15 protein-coding genes are annotated in these 19,412 nt (G+C 66.4%); 2 read left to right on the top strand and 13 right to left on the bottom strand.

Annotated features, from left to right (window positions below; genetic code table 11):
- Positions 1-327 precede the first annotated feature (327 nt).
- Positions 328-2,415: a catalase gene (locus tag PO605_RS19835; protein WP_156136130.1), complete on the bottom strand. Its 2,088-nt coding sequence runs from the start codon at positions 2,413-2,415 to the stop codon at positions 328-330.
- Between PO605_RS19835 and PO605_RS19830 the strand changes: the two genes are divergently transcribed.
- Positions 2,323-2,757, top strand: coding sequence for a hypothetical protein (locus tag PO605_RS19830; RefSeq protein ID WP_272206783.1), 435 nt, complete (start codon positions 2,323-2,325; stop codon positions 2,755-2,757). The genes PO605_RS19835 and PO605_RS19830 overlap by 93 nt on opposite strands.
- A 202-nt stretch (positions 2,758-2,959) precedes the next feature.
- Here PO605_RS19830 and ku read toward each other — a convergent pair whose 3' ends face one another.
- The 5 genes from ku to pdxK all read right to left on the bottom strand — a co-directional run bounded on the left by ku (position 2,960) and on the right by pdxK (position 9,719).
- Complete coding sequence (ku, locus tag PO605_RS19825) at positions 2,960-3,949, bottom strand: non-homologous end joining protein Ku (RefSeq protein ID WP_016451498.1); 990 nt, start codon at positions 3,947-3,949, stop codon at positions 2,960-2,962.
- On the bottom strand, positions 3,946-6,624 hold the full coding sequence (gene ligD / locus PO605_RS19820; protein WP_272206775.1) for a DNA ligase D: 2,679 nt from the start codon (positions 6,622-6,624) through the stop codon (positions 3,946-3,948). Before ligD ends, ku begins: the two co-directional genes overlap by 4 nt.
- Positions 6,625-6,758: 134 nt before the next feature.
- Positions 6,759-7,733 (bottom strand): hypothetical protein, encoded by a 975-nt coding sequence (locus PO605_RS19815; protein ID WP_272206774.1) that lies wholly within the window; start codon positions 7,731-7,733, stop codon positions 6,759-6,761.
- Positions 7,734-8,025: 292 nt separating this feature from the next.
- Positions 8,026-8,802, bottom strand: a complete 777-nt coding sequence (locus tag PO605_RS19810) for an SDR family NAD(P)-dependent oxidoreductase (protein WP_046240202.1) — start codon at positions 8,800-8,802, stop codon at positions 8,026-8,028.
- Entirely contained in the window at positions 8,799-9,719 is a 921-nt protein-coding gene (pdxK, locus tag PO605_RS19805; protein ID WP_016446339.1) for a pyridoxine/pyridoxal/pyridoxamine kinase, read from the bottom strand. The genes PO605_RS19810 and pdxK overlap by 4 nt, the downstream gene beginning before the upstream one ends.
- A 172-nt stretch (positions 9,720-9,891) precedes the next feature.
- Here pdxK and PO605_RS19800 point away from each other — a divergent pair, with 172 nt between their 5' ends.
- Positions 9,892-11,040 carry a hypothetical protein gene (locus PO605_RS19800; protein WP_047473722.1) on the top strand — a complete coding sequence of 383 codons (1,149 nt, stop codon included), beginning with the start codon at positions 9,892-9,894 and terminating at the stop codon, positions 11,038-11,040.
- A 99-nt stretch (positions 11,041-11,139) separates the two neighbouring features.
- Here the strand turns inward: PO605_RS19800 and PO605_RS19795 are convergent, their stop codons facing one another.
- The 7 genes from PO605_RS19795 to PO605_RS19765 form a co-directional block, all read right to left on the bottom strand.
- Entirely contained in the window at positions 11,140-11,841 is a 702-nt protein-coding gene (locus tag PO605_RS19795; protein ID WP_026062223.1) for an ABC transporter ATP-binding protein, read from the bottom strand.
- Between the two features lie 8 nt (positions 11,842-11,849).
- Positions 11,850-12,617, bottom strand: a complete 768-nt coding sequence (gene livG / locus PO605_RS19790; protein WP_016446336.1) for a high-affinity branched-chain amino acid ABC transporter ATP-binding protein LivG — start codon at positions 12,615-12,617, stop codon at positions 11,850-11,852.
- 52 nt (positions 12,618-12,669) lie between these two features.
- Positions 12,670-13,908, bottom strand: a complete 1,239-nt coding sequence (locus PO605_RS19785) for a high-affinity branched-chain amino acid ABC transporter permease LivM (protein WP_016451503.1) — start codon at positions 13,906-13,908, stop codon at positions 12,670-12,672.
- On the bottom strand, positions 13,908-14,834 hold the full coding sequence (livH, locus tag PO605_RS19780) for a high-affinity branched-chain amino acid ABC transporter permease LivH (RefSeq protein ID WP_016446334.1): 927 nt from the start codon (positions 14,832-14,834) through the stop codon (positions 13,908-13,910). The genes PO605_RS19785 and livH overlap by 1 nt, the downstream gene beginning before the upstream one ends.
- A gap of 100 nt (positions 14,835-14,934) precedes the next feature.
- Positions 14,935-16,056 (bottom strand): branched-chain amino acid ABC transporter substrate-binding protein, encoded by a 1,122-nt coding sequence (locus tag PO605_RS19775; protein ID WP_016446333.1) that lies wholly within the window; start codon positions 16,054-16,056, stop codon positions 14,935-14,937.
- 340 nt (positions 16,057-16,396) lie between these two features.
- Positions 16,397-17,098, bottom strand: coding sequence for an RluA family pseudouridine synthase (locus tag PO605_RS19770; RefSeq protein ID WP_047473721.1), 702 nt, complete (start codon positions 17,096-17,098; stop codon positions 16,397-16,399).
- Positions 17,095-19,323, bottom strand: a complete 2,229-nt coding sequence (locus tag PO605_RS19765) for a PAS domain-containing hybrid sensor histidine kinase/response regulator (RefSeq protein WP_272206773.1) — start codon at positions 19,321-19,323, stop codon at positions 17,095-17,097. The genes PO605_RS19770 and PO605_RS19765 overlap by 4 nt, the downstream gene beginning before the upstream one ends.
- Between the last annotated feature and the right edge of the window lie 89 nt (positions 19,324-19,412).

Raw genomic sequence — 19,412 nt, 5'->3', positions numbered from 1 at the left:
GAGGTCTGCAGTCAGTGCAACCCCTGCGGCGGCGGAGGCGGAGGTGCGATGGGGGGATCGGAATAGGGTGAAGGCGCCGGAGCCGGCGGAGGATCACCCACGGGTGGCACCAGCGGCTCGGTCGGCGGCGGATTGACCGGCGGAGCGACGGGAGGTGTGGCAGGCGGTGTGGGTGGCGCAGCGATCATGGAACGGTTTCTCCTGTGATGGTGGCGGGCCGCAGCGGACATGCAGCCGCTGCAGCAATCGCCATGCCCGGACCCTTGCACGGGGCCGAAGCGTTGACATTTGGTAGCAATGATTCGCAAAAACCGGTGGCCGGCGGCCTCAGGCCAGCGTCCTCAGCGTGGGCTCGCGGTCCCAGAAGCGTTTCTTGGCGCCTTCGACAAAGGGCTTGGGCGTGTCGATGGGAAACACGCCCTCGTCCGGCGTGATGCCCGCGGTCTGCAGGATGTGCCCGGTGGCCTTGCAGGCAGCAATGGCCTTGAGGTGGCCGAAGGCATCGCGGAACCAGTCCTGGGCGGCCGCTTCCCGGGCCAGGGCTTCGCCGCGCTGCGGCGTGAGGATGGACACCACGGCGTCGAACTGCGCCGAGGGCGATCCGGCCAGCTGGCCGTCTGCGGGCAGGTGGCTGCCGTCGTCCAGCGTGGCGCCGCCGATCTTGGGCGCAATGATCTTCACGCTGGCCTTTTGCGCCACCAGGGCCTTGTGGAAGGCGGCAATGTGCCGGGCGCTGGAGCCTTCATCCACCAGGATGGCCACGAAGCGGCCCTGCAGTGTGGGCTTCATGCGGTCGATGATGCGCGTGGCCGGGCTGGGCGGCAGCTTTTGCGGGGGCACGGCAGGCTTGGCGGCAGGCGGCAGCTGGGGCAGGCCCAGGCCGTCGGCCACGCGCTTTGCCAGGTCGGCGTCTATCACCTGCAGGTGGCCCACCACGGCCAGTCGCACATGCGGCGTCTGCACCTTGGACAGCTCGAACACCAGGGCGCTGGCGATGTGGGCCTGCTCCACCGCGCTCTGGCTGGCGTAGAACATGCGCGCCTGGCTGTAGTGGTCGGCAAAGCTTTCGGGGCGGATGCGGCCCTTGGCGCCGTCCCCGTCATCCTGGGCAAAGTGCCTGAAGCCGCGCGCCGCCGAGGCGCGCGGACTGTCGGCCTGCAGGCTGGAGGGCTCGTAGGCCACGCGGCCCTTGGGCACCTGGGTCTGCATATGGCCGTCGCGCTGGTCGTGGGCAAACGGGCATTTGGGCGCGTTGATGGGCAGCTGCGTGAAGTTGGGCCCGCCCAGGCGCGACAGCTGGGTGTCCAGGTAGGAGAAAAGGCGGCCCTGCAGCAGCGGATCGTTGCTGAAGTCGATGCCCGGGGGCAGGTTGGCCGGGCAGAAGGCGACCTGCTCGGTCTCGGCAAAGAAGTTGTCGGGCCAGCGGTCCAGCACGAAGCGGCCGATCTTGCGCAGCGGTATTTCCTCTTCCGGAATGATCTTGGTGGGGTCCAGATGGTCATAGGGCAGGGCGTCTGCCTGTTCCTGCGAAAACAGCTGCACGCACAGCTCCCAGGCCGGATAGTCGCCCGCCTCGATGGCCTCGAACAGGTCGCGGCGGTGGTAGTCGTTGTCTGCGGCCTGCAGCTTCAGGGCCTCGTCCCAGACCGTGGACTGGATGCCCAGCTCGGGCCGCCAGTGGAATTTCACGAAGGTGCTTTTGCCTTGCGCATTGACCAGCCGGAAACTGTGCACGCCAAAGCCCTCGATCATGCGCAGGCTGCGCGCGATGGTGCGGTCGCTCATGATCCACATGACCATGTGCATGGACTCGGGCATGAGGGAGATGAAGTCCCAGAACGTGTCGTGCGCCGTGGCGGCCTGTGGAAAGCCCCGGTCCGGCTCCATCTTCACGGCATGGACCAGGTCGGGAAACTTCATGGCGTCCTGGATGAAGAACACCGGAATGTTGTTGCCGACCAGATCCCAGTTGCCCTCTTCGGTATAGAACTTGATGGCGAAGCCGCGCACGTCCCGCGGGGTGTCCACCGAGCCTGCGCCGCCGGCCACGGTGGAAAAGCGCACGAAGACCGGCACCTGCTTGCCGGTTTCGGTCAGCACCTTGGCGGTGGTGTACTGCTCCAGTGAATCGGTCAGCTGGAAATAACCGTGGACACCTGTGCCGCGTGCATGGACGATCCGCTCCGGAATGCGCTCATGGTCGAAATGCGTGATTTTCTCGCGCAATATGAAATCTTCCAGAAGCGTGGGTCCCTTTGGCCCTTGCTTCAATGAATTCTGGTTGTCCGCAACCGGTATGCCCTGCTGCGTCGTCAATACAGGATGAGAGGCTTCGGCCTGCTGCTGGAGTTCTCCGCCGTGGCCAACGGGGCATTGGGATGGGGATTTCTTTTCAGCTGGGGCTTTCTTGGCCATGATGCACTCCTTGGGAATGAACGCCATGTTCTTTTGACGCGGATATTTCAAGCGGAGCAACGGTATGTTTTTCAGTTGCCGCAATGGGAAAATAAAAAAAGGGCCCGGAGGACCCTTTTTTCAGGTCATGCAACCTGCGGCTCAACGCTGCTGGTGGCTGTCCTGCTTTTGCTGCTGACCCGGCTGGTTGCGCTGGGGGTTGCTCTGCTGTTGCTGATGGTTGGGATTATTGGGATTGCTTTGCTGCTGCTGCTGGTTCTGCTTGTTCTTGTCGTTTTGCTGGTTGCTGGCCGTGTTGCCTTGAGGGTTATTGGTCTGTTGCGTCATTTCCATACTCCTTAAGTAAACAGCGATGCCGTCATCACTGCAATTTCATTGTGCTGCCTGAAAAATCCACGGCGTGTAGGAAATTCGGAAGATTACTTTTGGTAAATCATTGGAATTTGCTATGCGTATCGTGGAATCCATTTTTGCGGCAAAAAATGCATGTATTTTTTATCATGAAATGCCATTTGTAGATTATGCAAAACGGCAATGGTCCGTTTCATTTGGATGTTGAACGTTTTGCAGGCGCCTTGGACGCTGGCTTTCGGGGCTTGGGCGTTGTCCGGGTCGCGGGCGCTTTTGCAGCTTTTGCAGCTTTTGCCGCCGCCCCGGTATTTTTTTCCTTGGCCGCGGAGGCGGGGGCCCCGCTGCCTGCCTTGCCCAGGCTGCTCCTGAGCAGGGCGGTCAGATCCAGCACGGCTGCGTTGGCGGGTGCGGCGGGCGCGTCCTGCTGCCTTTGCACACTTTGCACGTCGCCCGCATGGGCCTTGGCCTGCACCAGCTGGTGGATTTCCTCGCTGAAGGAGTTGCGGAACTGGTCGGCGTCCCAGGCCTGGCTCATGTCCTTGATCAGTGCCAGGGCCATGGTCATTTCGGCGGCCTTGATGCCTGCGGCCCTTGCGTCCAGCGGCGGCAGGTCCAGCTGCTCGAAGGAACGGATCTCGCCGCCCCAGCGCAGCAGGTTCAGCACCAGTGCCCGGCCGCAGGGGATCAGGATGGCCAGGTGCTGCTTGGCCTGGATGACGACCTTGGCGACGCCCACCTTGTTGCTCTTGCGCAGCGCCTCGCGCAGCAGTGCGTAGACCTTCCCGCCCCGGTGCAGGGGGGCGGTGTAGTAGGGCCGCTCCAGGTAGATGAAGGGGATATCGTCGGCATCGACAAAGGCCTCGATCTCTATGGTCTGCGTGGTCTTGGGAAAGGCGGCGGCAATCTCTTCGGCGCTCAGCACCACGTAGCGGCCTTCTTCGAATTCCACGCCCTTGACGATGTCGGCCGAGGCCACCTCCTTGCCCGTGACTTTGTTGATGCGCTTGTAGCCCACGGGCTGCATGTTGCGCTTGTCCAGCCAGTCGAAGTCGATGTCCGTGCTGGCCGTGGCCGCATACAGGCCTATCGGGATGTGGACCAGGCCAAAGCTGATGGCCCCCTTCCACAGGCTGCGCGAGGAGACGGCCGGGGCCGTGCGAGGAGATGTGGCTTTCCTGGTCATCGTTGTGCTTTCCTCGTTGGCGGCGCTTCGCGGGCCGGTGCCTCGAAGCCCAGCGCCTTCATGGCGCGGCCCAGGCTGGTGGCCGCCGTGCCGTAGTGCTCCCAGGGCGAGTTGCCCAGGCGCAGGCGCTGGTCCACCGAGCGAATGGTCCAGTGCGCGCCGCCCGTGAGCCTGTCGAGCTCGTTCCAGCCCACGGGCACGGAGATGCCCATGCCGGGCCGCGCACGCGCTGTCCACGCGCAGGCCGTGGTGGCGCCAAAGCCGTTGCGCAGGTAGTCCACGAAGATTTTTCCCACGCGGTTGCGTGGCCCGCTCTTGGCCACGAAGCGCTGGGGCACGGTGCTGGCCAGGTGCTGGACCACGGCCTGGGAGAAGGCCTTGACCGTGTCCCAATCCAGCAGCCGCTTGATCGGCACGACCACATGCAGGCCCTTGCCGCCGCTGGTCTTGAGGAAGGCCGGCAGCTCCAGCTCCTGCAGCAGCACATGCAGCAAGGTGGCCGCTTCCTGCACCTGCGTCCAGGGCACGCCCTCGCCGGGGTCCAGGTCGAAGGTCATGCGGTCGGGCCGGTCGATGCGGTCCCGGCGGGCATTCCAGGTGTGCCATTCGATGGTGTTCATCTGCGTGGCCGCCACCAGGCCTTCACGCCGCGCCACCTCCATCAGCGGCGCATGGCCGGGATCGAGTTCGGGCGCCAGGGCGGCAATGCCCTGCAGCGGCGTCTGGTCCATGTGTTTCTGGAAGAACAGCTCGCCCTCGATGCCCTCCGGCGCGCGCACCATGGCCACGGGCCGGGCCTTGAGGTGGGTGATCATGAAGGGGGCCACCGTGGCGTAGTAGCGCGCCAGCTCCATCTTGGTGATGCCGGTGGAGGGGTCGATGACACGCTCGGCATGGGTGATGGCGATCGTGGCGGGCAGGCGCGCCGCCTTGGCCATGCGGGGCGGGGCGGCTTTGTGGCGGGTTGCGGTGCGGGGTGAAGATGCGGTCGATGGCACGTGCTGTGGCTCCTCTTTTGCGATGCGGCGCGCAGGCTTGTCCGTGCGCAGGCCCTGGAATACGGCGTGGCGGATGCGGCCGTCCGCGGTCCATTGCGCGAACGAGACTTCGGCCAGCAGGGTGGGGCGCACCCAGTGCACCTGGCTGCCAAGGCCCCGGGTGTCTGCCAGCGGGGATGTGCCGGTGGCCAGGCCGTCCAGGCGCTGGCGCAGGGCGGCCAGGGTGCGTGCGTTGAAACCCGTGCCGACCTTGCCGGCCGCGTGCAGCTGCCCGTCCTCGCCGTGCACGGCGAGGACCAGGGCCCCCAGGCCGGTGCGCGAGCCCTGGGGATCGGTATAGCCGGCGATCACGAACTCCTGGCGGTGGCCGCACTTGAGCTTGATCCAGTCCATGCTGCGCCGCGAGACGTAGGCGCTGCCGCGCCGCTTGCCGATCACGCCCTCCAGGCCCAGCCGGCAGGCGGCGGCCATCAGGTCGGCGGGCGGGGCGTCAAAGGCCTGGCTGAACCGAACGCGGTCCGACGGCGCCTTGTGCAGCAGCTCCTGCAACCGCTGGCGGCGCTGTTCCACGGGCTGCTGGCGCAGGTCCTGGCCGTCGTGCCACAGCAGGTCGAAGGCGAAGAAGACCAGCAGGTCGGTGTGCTCGCCGTCGAAGGCGTTCTGCAGGGCCTGGAAGTCGGGGCGGTCGTCGCTGTCCAGCATCAGCACCTCGCCGTCGATCCAGCCTGTTTGCAAGGGCAGGGCCGCCAAGGCGCGGGCCAGGGCAGGCATTCTGGCGGTCCAGTCCTTGCCGTTGCGCGTGACAAGCCGCACGGTACCGCTGTCGACGCGCGCCAGCAGGCGGTAGCCGTCGAACTTGCTCTCGAAGATCCATTGCCCGGCCTCCGTGGGCGGGCGGTCCACCAAGGTCGCCAGCTGGGGGGCGATCTCCTGCGGCATGGTCGCGGTGCCGGCGTGCTGCTTTCGTGCTGGCGCTGGCGCTGTTGCTGTTGTTGTTTCTGTTTCTGTCGTTGCCGCTGCTGCAGGTTCCAGGGGAAGGCCCGCCACGCTGTCGGGCATGTCCTCGACCACGCTGAATTCGCCGGCGGCGCGTTCCAGCCCGTCATGCTCCTTGATCAGCAGCCACGCGGGTTTTTTGGCATCGTCCTTGCCGCGCATGCGCACCAGGGTCCAGCGGCCCTGCAGCTTGTGGCCGCGCAGTTCGAACCTGAGCTTGCCCTTGCGAAGGCCCTCGGCGGCGTCGCCTTGTGGCCACCAGGTGCCCCGGTCCCAGATGATGACCTTGCCCGCACCGTACTGGCCCGGCGGAATCTGGCCTTCGAAGCGGTTGTAGGCCATGGGGTGGTCTTCCACCTGCACGGCCATGCGCTTGTCGGCCGGGTCGTAGCTGGGGCCCTTGGGCACGGCCCAGCTTTTCATGCTGCCGTCCAGCTCCAGCCGGAAGTCGTAGTGCAGATGGCTGGCCCAGTGCTTTTGAATGACGAATTGCAGGGCGCCCGCGCCGGGCTGCCCTGCAATCGTGTCGCTGGAAGGTTCTGCCGAGGGCTCCGGTGTGCGCGTGAAGTCGCGCTTTTGCCGGTAGGCCGCCAGCGAAGCGGCAGCCTTGTCCTGCCCGCCGGCCGCAGCAGCCCGCCGCGGCTGCTGCGCGGCCGGGTGGCTGCGGCGCGGTGCGGGCATGCGGCGCTCCTTCAGAACATCAGTGCAATCAAAATGATGATGGGAATGGGCACGCCCAGAAGAAAAAGCAGTATGGATCGCATGAATGGCCTCCGTTCAATGAATGGTTGGATGGTGTTGACTGCGATGCAAAATCAAATGGCATCGCGTTGGCGGCCACCCCAGGTGGCGCACAGGCTGCCCACAAAGGCGCCCAGCATCAGGGAAACAAACAGCCAGAGCATGGAATGGGCGGTGGCCTTTCGCGTTTCTTCAGCGGCCTGCTTGGCCTTTTGCTTGGCCTCTTCTGCCTTTTGCTCGGCCTGCTTTATCTGCATCTGTACGGAATCAAAGGTGCTTCGCACTTTCTTTTGCGCTTCTTCCACCGGAATATCGGAATTGCGCGCAATCAGCTGGGCCAGATATTGCTCATCGACCGCAGAAAGCTGGCCGGTGCGCAGCGACTGGGCAAAGATCACGCCGGCCTCCCGCGTGGCGCTGGCCATGTCGGCAGGCGTTGTGCTGCCGGAGGTTGCTGCGGAATTGCGGAACAGGCTGCCGGTCCAGTAGGCCAGGCCCTGGGGCGAGGCATCGGCGCCCGAGGCACCGGCCATGGCTGCGGCACCGCCAGCAGCCGCACCGCCGGCGGCGCCGATCGCGCTACCCACCACGCTGGAGGCGCTGGTGGCCACGGTCTGCGCCGCCTTGAAGGCGCCGGACACCGCACCACCGGCCGCAGCGCCCATCAGGGCCACCATGGCCAGCGTGGCCAGCGCCCAGGACAGAAAGCCGTGGGCCGTGTCGCGGAAGTAGACCTCGTCCGTATGCACGCCTTGCCAGCGGGTGCGCAGCCGCCCGGCCAGGTACCCGCCCACGCCGGCGGAGGCCAGCTGGGTGAAGGCGATCCAGGCCACGGCCGTCCACCCCAGGGCGCCGGCATCCATGCCCTGGCCGGTCCATACCGAGACAGACGACAGGCCCAGGCCCGTGCCCAGAATGAACAGCAGCAGCGACAGCGAGGCCGCCGCCATGGCGCCCGCGAATATCGCCGCCCATGAAACACCGCTGACGGATGTATTGGCCGCAGGGACCACTGGCGTTGCCAGGGGATCGGAATAGGCAATGGACATGGCTGGATTTCCTGGAGTTGAGTGCCCCATTCTTGCCAGCCGAAATAAACGCCACTGTAGGAGGATTGGAAAAGCGGGACTGGAAAACTCAGACGAAAAACGTCATCCTTTGCCAGATGACGTTTCTGAAGGCAATGCGCGGCCTGGATATGGGAAATGATTCCTGCAATCGGTAAAACTTGCGGAATATTTTCCGGGGCGAATGGCTGGATTGTTTCCGGCAGCACGGCGATATGTTTCTGTCTGCTGCCGGGGTTTTCATTGCTGCATCGAGCCTGCCAGACCCGTGCGTTCAGGGCTGGCGCACGTCGGCCACAACCTGCTCGCCAAAATCCGCGCGCTGCAGCCAGCCCAGCACCAGGGTGGCGGCCTGCTCGGGCGTGGACAGCTTGCCGCCCTCCTTGAGCTGGGCGAAGTTGCCTGCATCGGGAAAGGCTGCGGCATCGGCGCTGCGCAGCTGCACCTGCATGTCGGTGTCGATGACGCCGGGCGCCAGCGAGCAGATGCGCGCGCCGTGGGGCTTGAGCGCCTCGTCCAGCGCCACGCTGCGGCTGAAATGGTCCATGCCGGCCTTGGCCGCGCAGTAGGAGGCCTGCGAGGCAATGGCGCGCCGCCCCAGGCCCGAAGAAATGTTGAGCACCTTGCGCGGCACGGCCGTCCAGCCTTCGGTGGCGGCCAGGAAGGCGGCCGTCAGCAGCATGGGCGCCTCCAGTCCCACGCGCATGGCCTGGGCGATGTCGGCGGGCCGCAGCTGCGACAGCGGCGCGATCTGCGGAATCACGCCCGCGTTGTTGATCAGGGTGACGCTGGCGTAGCGCGTGGCGTCCAGCCCGGCGAGCCATTCGCCCAGCCTGCGGGCCGCTGCCTCGGGCTCGCCCAGGTCCACGCTCCACTGCTGCAGCGGGGCGCCTGCCGTGGCGGCGGCCCGGTTCAGGTCTTCGCTGGTGGAGCGCGACAGCGTGACCAGCTCATGGCCGGCATCGAGCAGTTGCCGGGCCATGGCCAGGCCCATGCCGCGCGAAGCGCCCGTGAGAATCGTCAGGGAAAGGAGAGGCGATGCATTGTTCATGCGGGCGATGGTATCGCTTGTGCCCGTGCTGCCGGTGCTGCCTGCGCGGTCATTGCCCGGGCGGCGACGGGGTCCGAGGGCAGCAGCAGCTCGGCGCTGCGCGCCTGCCGCGTGCGCTCCAGCGCCTGCACGATGCGTTCGCAGGCGCGCTCGGCCGCCTCGCGCAGGCTGGCGCCCTGCAGCCAGTGGCCGGTGAGCGCGGCACTGAACAAGTCGCCCGTTCCCTTGGGCACCGCATCCACGCGCGCGTGGGTGACCACATGCACGTCCTCGCGCGTGACCAGCGCCACGCGCATGCGCAGTGCATGCTCGCCGCCCAGCTCGGGCGCCGCGCTGGTCACGGCCACCCACTGCGTGCGGCCGGTCAGCAGGCTGCGTGCGGCCTGGACCACATCGTCCATGCCGTGCACAGGGCGCGCGGTCAGCCGTTCCAGCTCGAAATGGTTGGGTGTCAGCCCGTCGGCCAGGGGCAGCAGGTGGCGCTGGTAGGCCTCGACCATGGCGGGGTCCACATAGATGCCGCTGTCGTGGTCGCCGATCACCGGGTCCACCACCACGCGCAGGCCGGGGCGCTGCTGCAGCAGGCCCGCCACCCAGTCCGCCAGCAGCCCGGCCTGGTCCGGCCCGCCCAGGTAGCCGGCCAGCACGGCCTGCAGTTGCCCGAGCGCGCCGCGCGCGCCCAGGTCCTGCAGATAGCCCGCAAACCACTCGGCGGCAATTGCTCCGCCGTGGATGCTGGGATAGTGCGGCGTATTGCTGAACACCACCGTGGGTACGGCCGCCGCCGCCAGTCCCAGGGCCTGCAGCGTGGGCATGGCCACGTTGTTGCCAACGCGGCCGTAGACGACCTGGGACTGCACGGACACCACGTCGATGGCCAGGGGTTGCAGCATGTCATGGGGGGCGGGGGCGTTCATGGGCGGCCTTGCGGGTGGTCATTCTTGGGCGAAGCTGCATTTATAGCGCTGCCATGCGAGGGCCGGCAGCACAATCCAGGGAGCACGGCCAGACCACTTCCAGAATCGCGGCAGCGGGATTGGAGCACCATGCAAGAATGGTTTTTTCCGCGCGCATGCATCTCGCTTGAACATGAATTCCCCTTCAGAAATCCAGGCCCTGTATTCGAAATTCAGCGGTGCCGAGGCCTCGGAGCGATTGAGGGCCGAGATCCGCAGCCAGGTCGCAAGCTGGCGCTGGGCGTCCGACTCCATGAGCTTTGACGAACCCTATGCCCGTGAGCTGTTCGGCGGCCCTGCCGCACGCTGGCTCGGCGATGGGCGGGCAGACCCGCAAAAGCATGTGCACCACGGCTTTGATGCCCAGGGCCGTATCGTCATCGAATGCCGGTCCAACGCGCGCGAGCAGGTATGCCTGTACACGCCCGGCCAGCGCACAACCGTGTCGTGGCATGGAGGCGGCAGCATCGATTCCGTCAGCCAAAGCCGCTACGAGGAGGGGCGGCTGGTCGCCCATCACATGCACCTTGGCTACCGTGGCATGGACAGCCGTTATGAGTACGACGGCCGGCAACTGCAGTGCAGCGTGACCCGGAACTGGGAAACCCGTGAGAAGCCCTGGCTCACGCGGCATGTGTTCGTGCATGGCGCGGACGGCGTTCTGGATCGCATCCACCTTCAATACCTGGACACCCAGGGCCAGCCCGAGCCGGGTGCCGACAGGCTGCTCTACCTGCGCCTGCCCAGGGGCGAGACGCTGAAGACCGTCGAGGCGCGTGTGCAGCAGCTGCTGGAGCAGTCACTGGCCACGGCCTTGCAGCAGATCCCACGCGGCGAACCGCTCTACGGTCTTTTGCTTTGCTACACGCATGAGGACCTGACTGCAGCCTGGCCGCCTTTTCTGGTCTGGGGGCGCGAATCCTATCGGCGCGCGGTGCTGGAGCGTGGTGAAGAGATTCCGTATTACCTGTGGGCGCCGGACGAGATACGCGGCATGGGCGAGGCCGATGAGCACTGGTTCTCCGATGAGGCGCTAGGCGAAGCCTGCCTGCTGCATGGCCAGTTGATGGAGATGAAGCAAAGCAATGCCTCGGCCATGCGGGTGCTCAGGCACATGCTGCCCTTGCTGGAGAGCATGGTCAGGCAGGCGGGCCTGCCCGTGACCGATGATTTCGTGGTGGCCTTTGCCGACAACACGGGCGAGGTCGATCCCTTGAAGGCCATGAAGGCCCGTCTGCCGGATGCGCATTGGGCGTTGCTCAAGCAGCGCGGCCTGGTGTGAGGTCTCGCGGGCTCTGAAATGAAAAGGCCCGCCGAATGGCAGGCCTCCGTTCAGTGCCGGCGTGCAGTATTGCCGGCGTTTTGCCGGGCGCGCAGGCGCTCAGGCGCCCAGGTAGGCGCGGCGCACGGCGTCGTTGGTCAGCAGGTTGGCGCCGGTGTCCTCCAGCACCACCTTGCCGGTCTCCAGCACATAGCCGCGGTCGGCGATCTGCAGGGCGCGGTTGGCGTTCTGCTCGACCAGGAAGACCGTGACGCCAGCGGCGCGGATGGTCTGGATGATCTCGAAGATCTGCGCAATGATCAGCGGCGCCAGGCCCAGCGTGGGTTCGTCCAGCAGCAGCAGGCGGGGCTTGCTCATCAGCGCGCGGCCGATGGCCAGCATCTGCTGCTCGCCGCCCGACATGGTGCCGGCGCGCTGGTGGGCGCGCTCGCGCAGGCGCGGGAAGAGGCCGAACACATGTTCGATGCCGGCCTCGATCTGCGGCTTGTCCAGGAAGAATCCGCCCATCTTCAGGTTGTCGGTGACCGTGAGGTCCGAGAAGATGCGCCGCCCTTCTGGCGAGACCGCAATGCCCTTGCGCATGATGTGGTGCGAAGGAAGCTGGGTGATGTCCTCGCCCTCGAACGAGATGCGGCCCGAGCTGGCGCGCGGGTTGCCGCACACCGTCATCAGCAGCGAGGTCTTGCCGGCGCCGTTGGAGCCGATCAGCGAGACGATCTCGCCCTGGTTGACGTGCAGGCTGACGCTGTCGACCGCGCAGATGGCGCCGTAGTGGGTGGAGATGTTCTCCAGTTGCAGCATGGCAGGCATCAGGCTTCTCCCAGATAGGCCTTGATGACCCGTTCATCGTTGCGAATGGCATCCGGCAGGCCCATGGCGATGGGCTTGCCGTACTCCATGACCAGGATGCGCTCGGACACGCCCATGACCAGGCCCATGTCGTGCTCGATCAGCAGCACGGCAATGCCGTACTGGCGGCGCAGCTGGTCGATCAGGCCCTGCAGGTCCTTTTTCTCCTGCGGGTTCAGGCCGGCGGCGGGTTCGTCAAGCATGAGCACGCGCGGCTTGGTGATCATGCAGCGCGCGATCTCCAGGCGGCGCTGGTGGCCGTAGGCCAGGTTGCCGGCCTCGCGGTTGACGAACTCGCGCAGGCCCATCACGTCCAGCCAGTGCAGGGCGCTCTCGATCTTTTCCTCTTCGCTGCGGCGGTAGCCCGCCGTGTTGAACAGGCCCGACAGCAGGTTGACGCCGGAGCGGCGGTGCTGTGCCACCAGCAGGTTTTCCAGCACCGTCATGGACTTGAACAGGCGCACGTTCTGGAAGGTGCGCACCACGCCGTGGTTGGCCACGTGGTGGCTGCTGCGCCCCTCGATGGCGCTGCCGTCCAGCGCGATGGAGCCGCTGCTGGGTTGGTAGAAACCGCTGATGCAGTTGAACACCGTGGTCTTGCCGGCACCGTTGGGGCCGATGATGGCAAACACTTCCTGCGGACGCACGTTGAAGCCCACGTGGTCCACGGCCAGCAGGCCGCCGAAGCGCATGCACAGGTCTTTGACTTCTAGCAAATACTCGCTCATTGCCGGCCCTTGCTGCTATCTGTTGTCCCAAAAATCATGGTGTCGGCATGCTTCATGAGCGCACCTCCACATGGCGACGGCGCATGGGCAGCAGGCCCTGCGGGCGCCAGACCATCATCAGCACCATCACCAGGCCGAAGATCAGCATGCGGTACTCGGAGAACTCGCGCGCCAGCTCGGGCAGCACCGTCAGCAAGATGGCCGCGATGATCACGCCCAGCTGCGAGCCCATGCCGCCCAGCACCACGATGGACAGGATCAGCGCCGACTCGATGAAGGTGAAGGACTCGGGGTTGACGATGCCCTGGCGCGCCGCGAAGAAGGCGCCGCCGAAGCCGGCGAACATGGCGCCCAGCGTGAAGGCCGACAGCTTGATCTTCATGGGGTTCAGGCCCAGGGAGCGGCAGGCGATCTCGTCCTCGCGCAGTGCCTCCCAGGCGCGGCCTATGGGCATGCGCACCAGGCGGTTGGAGATCCACAGCGTGACCACGGCCAGCAGCAGCGCCATCAGGTACAGGAAGATCACCATGTGCAGCGAGCTGAACTCCAGCCCCAGGAACTGGTGGAACGTCGTGCCGCCCTCGGTGGAGGGGGTGCGCGTCATCTCCAGGCCCAGCACCGTCGGCTTGGGGATGCTGGAGATGCCGTCCGGCCCGCCCGTGATGCTGGTCAGGTTGACCAGCAGCAGGCGGATGATCTCGCCAAAGCCCAGGGTCACGATGGCCAGGTAGTCACCGCGCAGCCGCAGCACCGGAAAGCCCAGCACGAAGCCGAACATCGCGGCAGCGGCACCGGCCAGCGGCAGCGCTTCCCAGAAGGACCAGCCGGCCCAGTGGAAGAGCAGCGCATAGGTGTAGGCGCCCACGGCGTAGAAGCCCACGAAGCCCAGGTCCAGCAGGCCGGCAAAGCCCACGACGATGTTCAGGCCCAGGCCCAGCATCACGTAGATCATGGCCAGCGTGGCGATGTCCACCGCGTTGCGGCCCGCAAAGAAGGGCCAGGACACGGCGATCAGCAGGGCCGCCAGCATCAGGCCGTTGCGGTGGCTGGGGCGCGCCTGCGGCAGCGAGGGCAGCGAGACCTTGGGCATCTTCGCCGCGATCAGCGGGCGCAGCAGCTGCACCAGGAAGACCAGGGCGCAGGCCCAGGCCACCACCGTCCAGTCGGGGTTGATGATGGTGCGGGTGCCGGCGCGTTCCAGGTGCAGGCCGAAGATGGGCGTGACGACCACGGCCGTCATCACCGTGGCGATCAGGGCGTCGCGCAGGTTCAAAGTGGGTTTGGTTTTCATCAGACCTTCTCCACTTCAGGTTTGCCCAGCAGGCCCGTGGGGCGGAACAGCAGGATCAGCACCAGCAGGCCGAAGGCCACGATGTCCTTGTACTCGGACGAGATGTAGGCTGCCGCAAAGGTCTCGGCCACGCCCAGCAGCACGCCGCCCAGCATGGCGCCGGGGATGGAGCCGATGCCGCCCAGCACTGCGGCCGTGAAGGCCTTGATGCCGGCCAGAAAGCCGATGAACGGGTTGAGCTTGCCCACGGCCAGCGCGATCAGCACCCCGCCCACGGCCGCCAGCATGGCGCCCAGCACGAAGGTGAACGAGATCACGCGGTTGGTGTCGATGCCCAGCAGGCTGGCCATGTGCATGTCCTGGGCGCAGGCGCGCGAGGCGCGGCCCATGCGCGAGTGGCGGATGTACAGCGTCAGCAGCACCATGAGCACGATGGCCACCACGATGATCAGGATGCGCGAGTAGGGCACATAGATCTCGAAGCCGCCTTCGGCACCGAAGCGCAGCGCGCCCGGCAGCAGCGAGGGCACGGCCATGTCGCGCGCACCCTGGCCCAGGGCCACCCAGTTCTGCAGGAAGATGGACATGCCGATGGCCGAGATCAGCGCCACCAGGCGGGGACTGCGGCGCAGCGGCTTGTAGGCCACCTGCTCCACCACCAGGCCATAGACGCCGGTGACGAAGACCGAGACCACCAGCATCAGGCCGATGATGGCCCACACCGGCAGGCCGCTTTGCGTGCCTATGGCCGACAGCGTGACCAGGCCGATGTAGGCCCCGATCATGTAGATGTCGCCGTGGGCGAAGTTGATCATCCCGATGATGCCGTAGACCATCGTGTAGCCGATGGCGATCAGGGCATAGATGGCGCCCAGGGACAGTCCGTTGAACAGCTGCTGTATCAGCTGAGGTAAGAGTTCTGACATGGTGTAATGCCGCCCCAAAACAGGAAAAGGCCTAAAAGGCCAGGATGCAGACGACCGGGACACGCCGAATGCGTGCCCCGGTCAGTCAGACGGAGGGGGATTACTTGGCAGCGACCGACTTGCTGCCGTCCTTGTGCCATTCGAACACCTGGAAGTCGAAGGACTTCAGGTCGCCCTGCTTGTTCCAGCCCACCGAGCCCAGAACGGTCTCGAAGTTGGACTTGTGCAGGTGGTCAGCCACCTTGGCGGGGCTGTCGCCCACGGCCTTGATGCTGTCCAGCAGCACTTGCGTGGCGGCAAATGCGGTCAGCTGGAAGGCGCCCGAAGGATTGCGCTTCTTGTCCTTGAAGGCCTTGACCACGGCAGCGTTCTTGGGGTTGGCCGAGAAGTCTGCGGGCAGGGTCACCAGCATGCCTTCGACGGCGTTGCCGGCGATGGCGTTGACTTCGGGGTTGCCCACGCCTTCGGGGCCCATCATGCGGACCTTCAGGCCCTGCTCGGAAGCCTGGCGCAGCAGCAGGCCCATTTCGGGGTGGTAGCCACCGTAGTAGATGAAGTCCACGCCGGCGCTCTTGAGCTTGGTGATGACGGCGGAGTAGTCGCTGTCGCCGGCGTTGATGCCTTCGAACAGGGCCACTTCCACGCCGGCCTTCTTCAGGTCGTCGCGTACGGAGGATGCAATGCCCTGGCCATACGACTGCTTGTCGTGCAGCACGGCAACCTTCTTGGGCTTGGCCTTTTCCAGGATGAACTTGGCGGCGGCCGGGCCCTGCTGGTCATCGCGGCCGATGGTGCGGAAGATGAAGTGGTAGTTCTTGCCGTCGGTCAGGGCGGGGGACGTCGCCGAGGGGGTCACCACGACCACGCCTTCGTTGTTGTAGATCGGGGCTGCGGCAATCGATGCGCCCGAGCAGACGGGGCCGATCACGTAGCCGATCTTGGCGTTGACCACGCGGTTGGCGGCCACGGGACCTTGCTTGGGTTCGCAGGCGTCATCGACGGACACCAGCTCGATCTTCTTGCCGTTGACGCCGCCGGCCGCATTGGCCATTTCCACGGCGGTGTTCACGCCTTCCTTGACCATGTCGCCGTACTGCGTCAGCGGGCCGGTGGTGGGAACCACCATGGCGATCTTGATTTGCGCATGCGCTGTGGAGAACAGGGCGGCGCCAGCCAAACCCAGGGCGGCGACGACGGTGTGCATGCGGAACGGAATGCTCATGAGTACTTCCTTCAACTTTGGGTAAAGCGTTCTGAAAAACGCGGTGGCTCCTGTAGGGGCTAGCCGCGCAAAGAAGCACAGGTTAATCGCCTGGTTACCAATGGCAACAGGGTATCCCGGGGCTGGCGCGGCAACAGGCTTTTCGCTAAGGCTCCCATCGCGGCCTGCGCCGTCGGGCGGGGGCTGTTTTGGCCGAAGAAAACGGCTGATGCCGACGCTGCACCCTGACGGTGCTTCATGAAGTCAATATGACCAACTGCAAGAAGGGGAAACACGTACGCTGAATGTTGCATTGCAGCAACGTACGCGGTGGCGATGATTTGCGCGTTCCTGCGATGGATCAGAACGGCGCGGCGGATTCGAAACGCAGCGTCTCGCCAGACAGGGGATGCGCCAGCTCCAGCAGCTGCGCATGCAGCAGCAGGCGCGGCGACAGCGCCTGCACGGCGGCATCGGCATAGAGCGCATCGCCCAGGATGGGATGCCCCAGCGCGGCCATGTGCACGCGCAGCTGGTGGGTGCGCCCCGTCACGGGCTGCAGCTGCACCCGCGTGGTGATTGCATCCCGGACTTCGGTGGCTTGCGCGCCTGGCAGGGCGCGCCACAGGGTCTGGCTGGGCTTGCCCTGCACGGCATCGATGATGCGCAGCGGGCGCCGCTCCCAGTCGGCGGCAATCGGCAGGTCGATGCTCTGCCATGCGCCGGCTTGCCGCGCGGCGGGGCTGCCTGCCACCACGGCCACATAGCGCTTGTGCACGCGGCGCTGCGCAAAGGCCTCGCTCAGCAGGCGCTGGCTGGCCAGGCTGCGCGCCATGATCACCAGGCCCGAGGTGGCCTGGTCCAGCCGGTGCACGACCAGCGCATCGGGCCAGCGCTGCAGGGCGCGGGCGCTCAGGCAGTCCTGCTTGTCTGGGCCGCGCCCGGGCACGCACAGCAGGCCGCTGGGCTTGTCCAGCACCAGCAGTTCGGCATCTTCGTGCAGGCAGATGACGCCTGCGCCGTCACCTGCACTGGCGCCGCCATCGCGTTGCTCAGGGGTCAAGCCGTTCCCCGCTCATTCAGCAGCCTGTGCACCGTGGCGCACAGCTCTTCCACGTCGTTGGGCTTGTGGACCAGGGCCCTGGCGCCTGCAGCCAATGCGGCCTGCTCGATCTCGGTGGTGATGTAGCCCGAGGCCAGCGCGATGGGCAGCTGCGGCTGGATGGACAGGGCCTCATGCACCAGGTCGATGCCGCTGTAGCCGGGCATGTTGTAGTCGGTGACCAGCAGGTCGCAGTCCTGGGGCGCGGCGCGCAGCGCCTCGATGGCCTCGTGCGGATCGGTGAAGCCGCTGACCTGGTAGCCGCGCCGGCGCAGCAGGCGCTGCACCAGAAAGACCAGGGCCTGGTCATCGTCCACGTACATCACATGCTGCTGCGCGGCCTGCGGGTCGGGCAGCAGGGCGAACTGCGGGCCGGTCGGGGTTTCCGCGGCCGCCAGGGGCTCGGGTGCGCTGGGCAGCGCCTGGGCGGCGAGGGGCTCGGCCGGTGCAGAGTCGGCCGGCGTCAGGGGGTCGGCCGGAGGAAAGTACAGCGTGAAGCGGCTGCCCTGGCCGGGGATGCTGTACACGTCCACGGCGCCGCCGTGGTTGCGCATGACACCGTGCACCACGGGCAGGCCCAGGCCCGTTCCCTGGCCCACGGGCTTGGTGGTGAAGAAGGGCTCGAAGATGCGCTGCAGCGTGCGTGCGTCCATGCCGGGGCCGTTGTCCTGCACCGACAGCGCCACATAGCTGACGGGCGGCAGGCCCAGGCGTTCGCACAGGCGCTGGTCCGGGCGCACCAGGTCGGCATCCATCTGGATCAGGCCGCGCCGCTCGCCCAGGGCGTGCATGGCATTGGTGCACAGGTTGAACAGGGCCTGCTCCACCTGCATGGCGTCGGCCAGCATGGGCGGCATCTGCGGCGGCACGTGCACCTGCAGCTCCACGGCGGGCGGCAGGGTCACGCGCAGCAGCCGCGCCGTGTCGCCCATGACCTCGCGCGCCTGCACGGGCTTGCGCTGCGGCGGTTCATTGCGGCTGAACGTCAGGATCTGGCGCACCAGGTCGCGCGCGCGGCGGCCGGCCTTTTCGATCTCCTGCAGGCTTTCGATGGCTGCGGCATTGCCGCCGCAGTCGGCCTTGGCCAGCTCCACATTGCCCAGGATGGCGCCCACGATGTTGTTGAAGTCGTGGGCAATGCCGCCGGCCATGGTGCCCAGGGCCTGCATCTTGTGCGATTCGCGCAGCTGCTCTTCCAGCTCGTTGCGCTGGGCCTCGGCCTTCTTGCGGCTGGTGAGGTCGCGCGCGAACACGGTGGTGGTCTCGCCGCCGCTGTGGTGCTCGAAGGAGACGCTGACCTCGACCGGGATTTCGCGGCCGCTGGCCGTGCGTGCCGTCATCTCGCCCAGCACGGCCTGCGTGGTCAGCGGCGCAAAGGACAGGGCCTGGGCCGCATCGGGCAGGAAACGCTCCAGCGGACTGCCCAGCGCGTCGTGCGGCGGACACAGAAACAGGGCGGCAGCCGTGGGATTGAAGACGGTGATGCGCTGCTCGTGGTCCAGGCAGATGATGGCGTCCAGGGCCGAGTTGATGACCGATTCGAGCCGCCGCTCGCTCAGGAACAGCTGGTGGTTGCGCTGCTGCAGCGCCAGGCGCTCGGCCAGCAGCGGACCCTGGTCGACCACGGCGCACAGGTACTGCGCAATGGGCGGGCCGCTTTGCTGCGGGATGGCGATGCAGGCCACATGCAGGTCGGCGCGCAGCTGGTGCTGCTCGGTGATGTCGAAGCAGACCTCGTGGGCCTCGGTGCGGCCCAGCTCGCGTGCCGCAACGAAGGTCTCGCGCACGCGCTCGGCGTCGTCAGGGTGCACGAAGGGCGCGAAATTGACCAGCAGCCGGTCATGCTCGGTGGGCTGGAAGGCGCTGTGCGCCATGGCGTTGGCCTGCACCACCATGTCGTGCTCGTCCACCACCAGCAGGGGCAGGGGAATGCTGGCAAACAGGGCTTCGAAGCGCTCGGAGGCGCTTTCGGCCACGGCCTGGCTGTAGTCCAGCACGCGGTTCTGGATCTCCAGCTCGCGCTGGTAGTTGCGCAGCTCGGCGACCAGGGCCTGCAGCGGATCGTCCTCGGGCTGGAAGGAGGGGAAACGTTCGACGGGGGGCAGGTCGGCGCCGGGCGCCAGCAAGGCATGCAGGGGCAGGTGCTCGTCGTCGCGAGGCTGGTCGGAAGGGTCTTGGCTGCTCATCGCGTGCTGGCGCTGGGGAAAGCGGCATCTGCCGCACAAATCCTGGTTGCCCGCGCCTGGCGCCCGGCAGATGGACCGGGGCCCGGCGC

It is taken from the genome of Delftia sp. DT-2 (assembly GCF_028401915.1).
Lineage (GTDB): Bacteria > Pseudomonadota > Gammaproteobacteria > Burkholderiales > Burkholderiaceae_C > Comamonas > Comamonas tsuruhatensis.
Note: the sequence above shows the minus strand (reverse complement) of the source record. Positions and strands in the feature narration are given on the sequence as shown.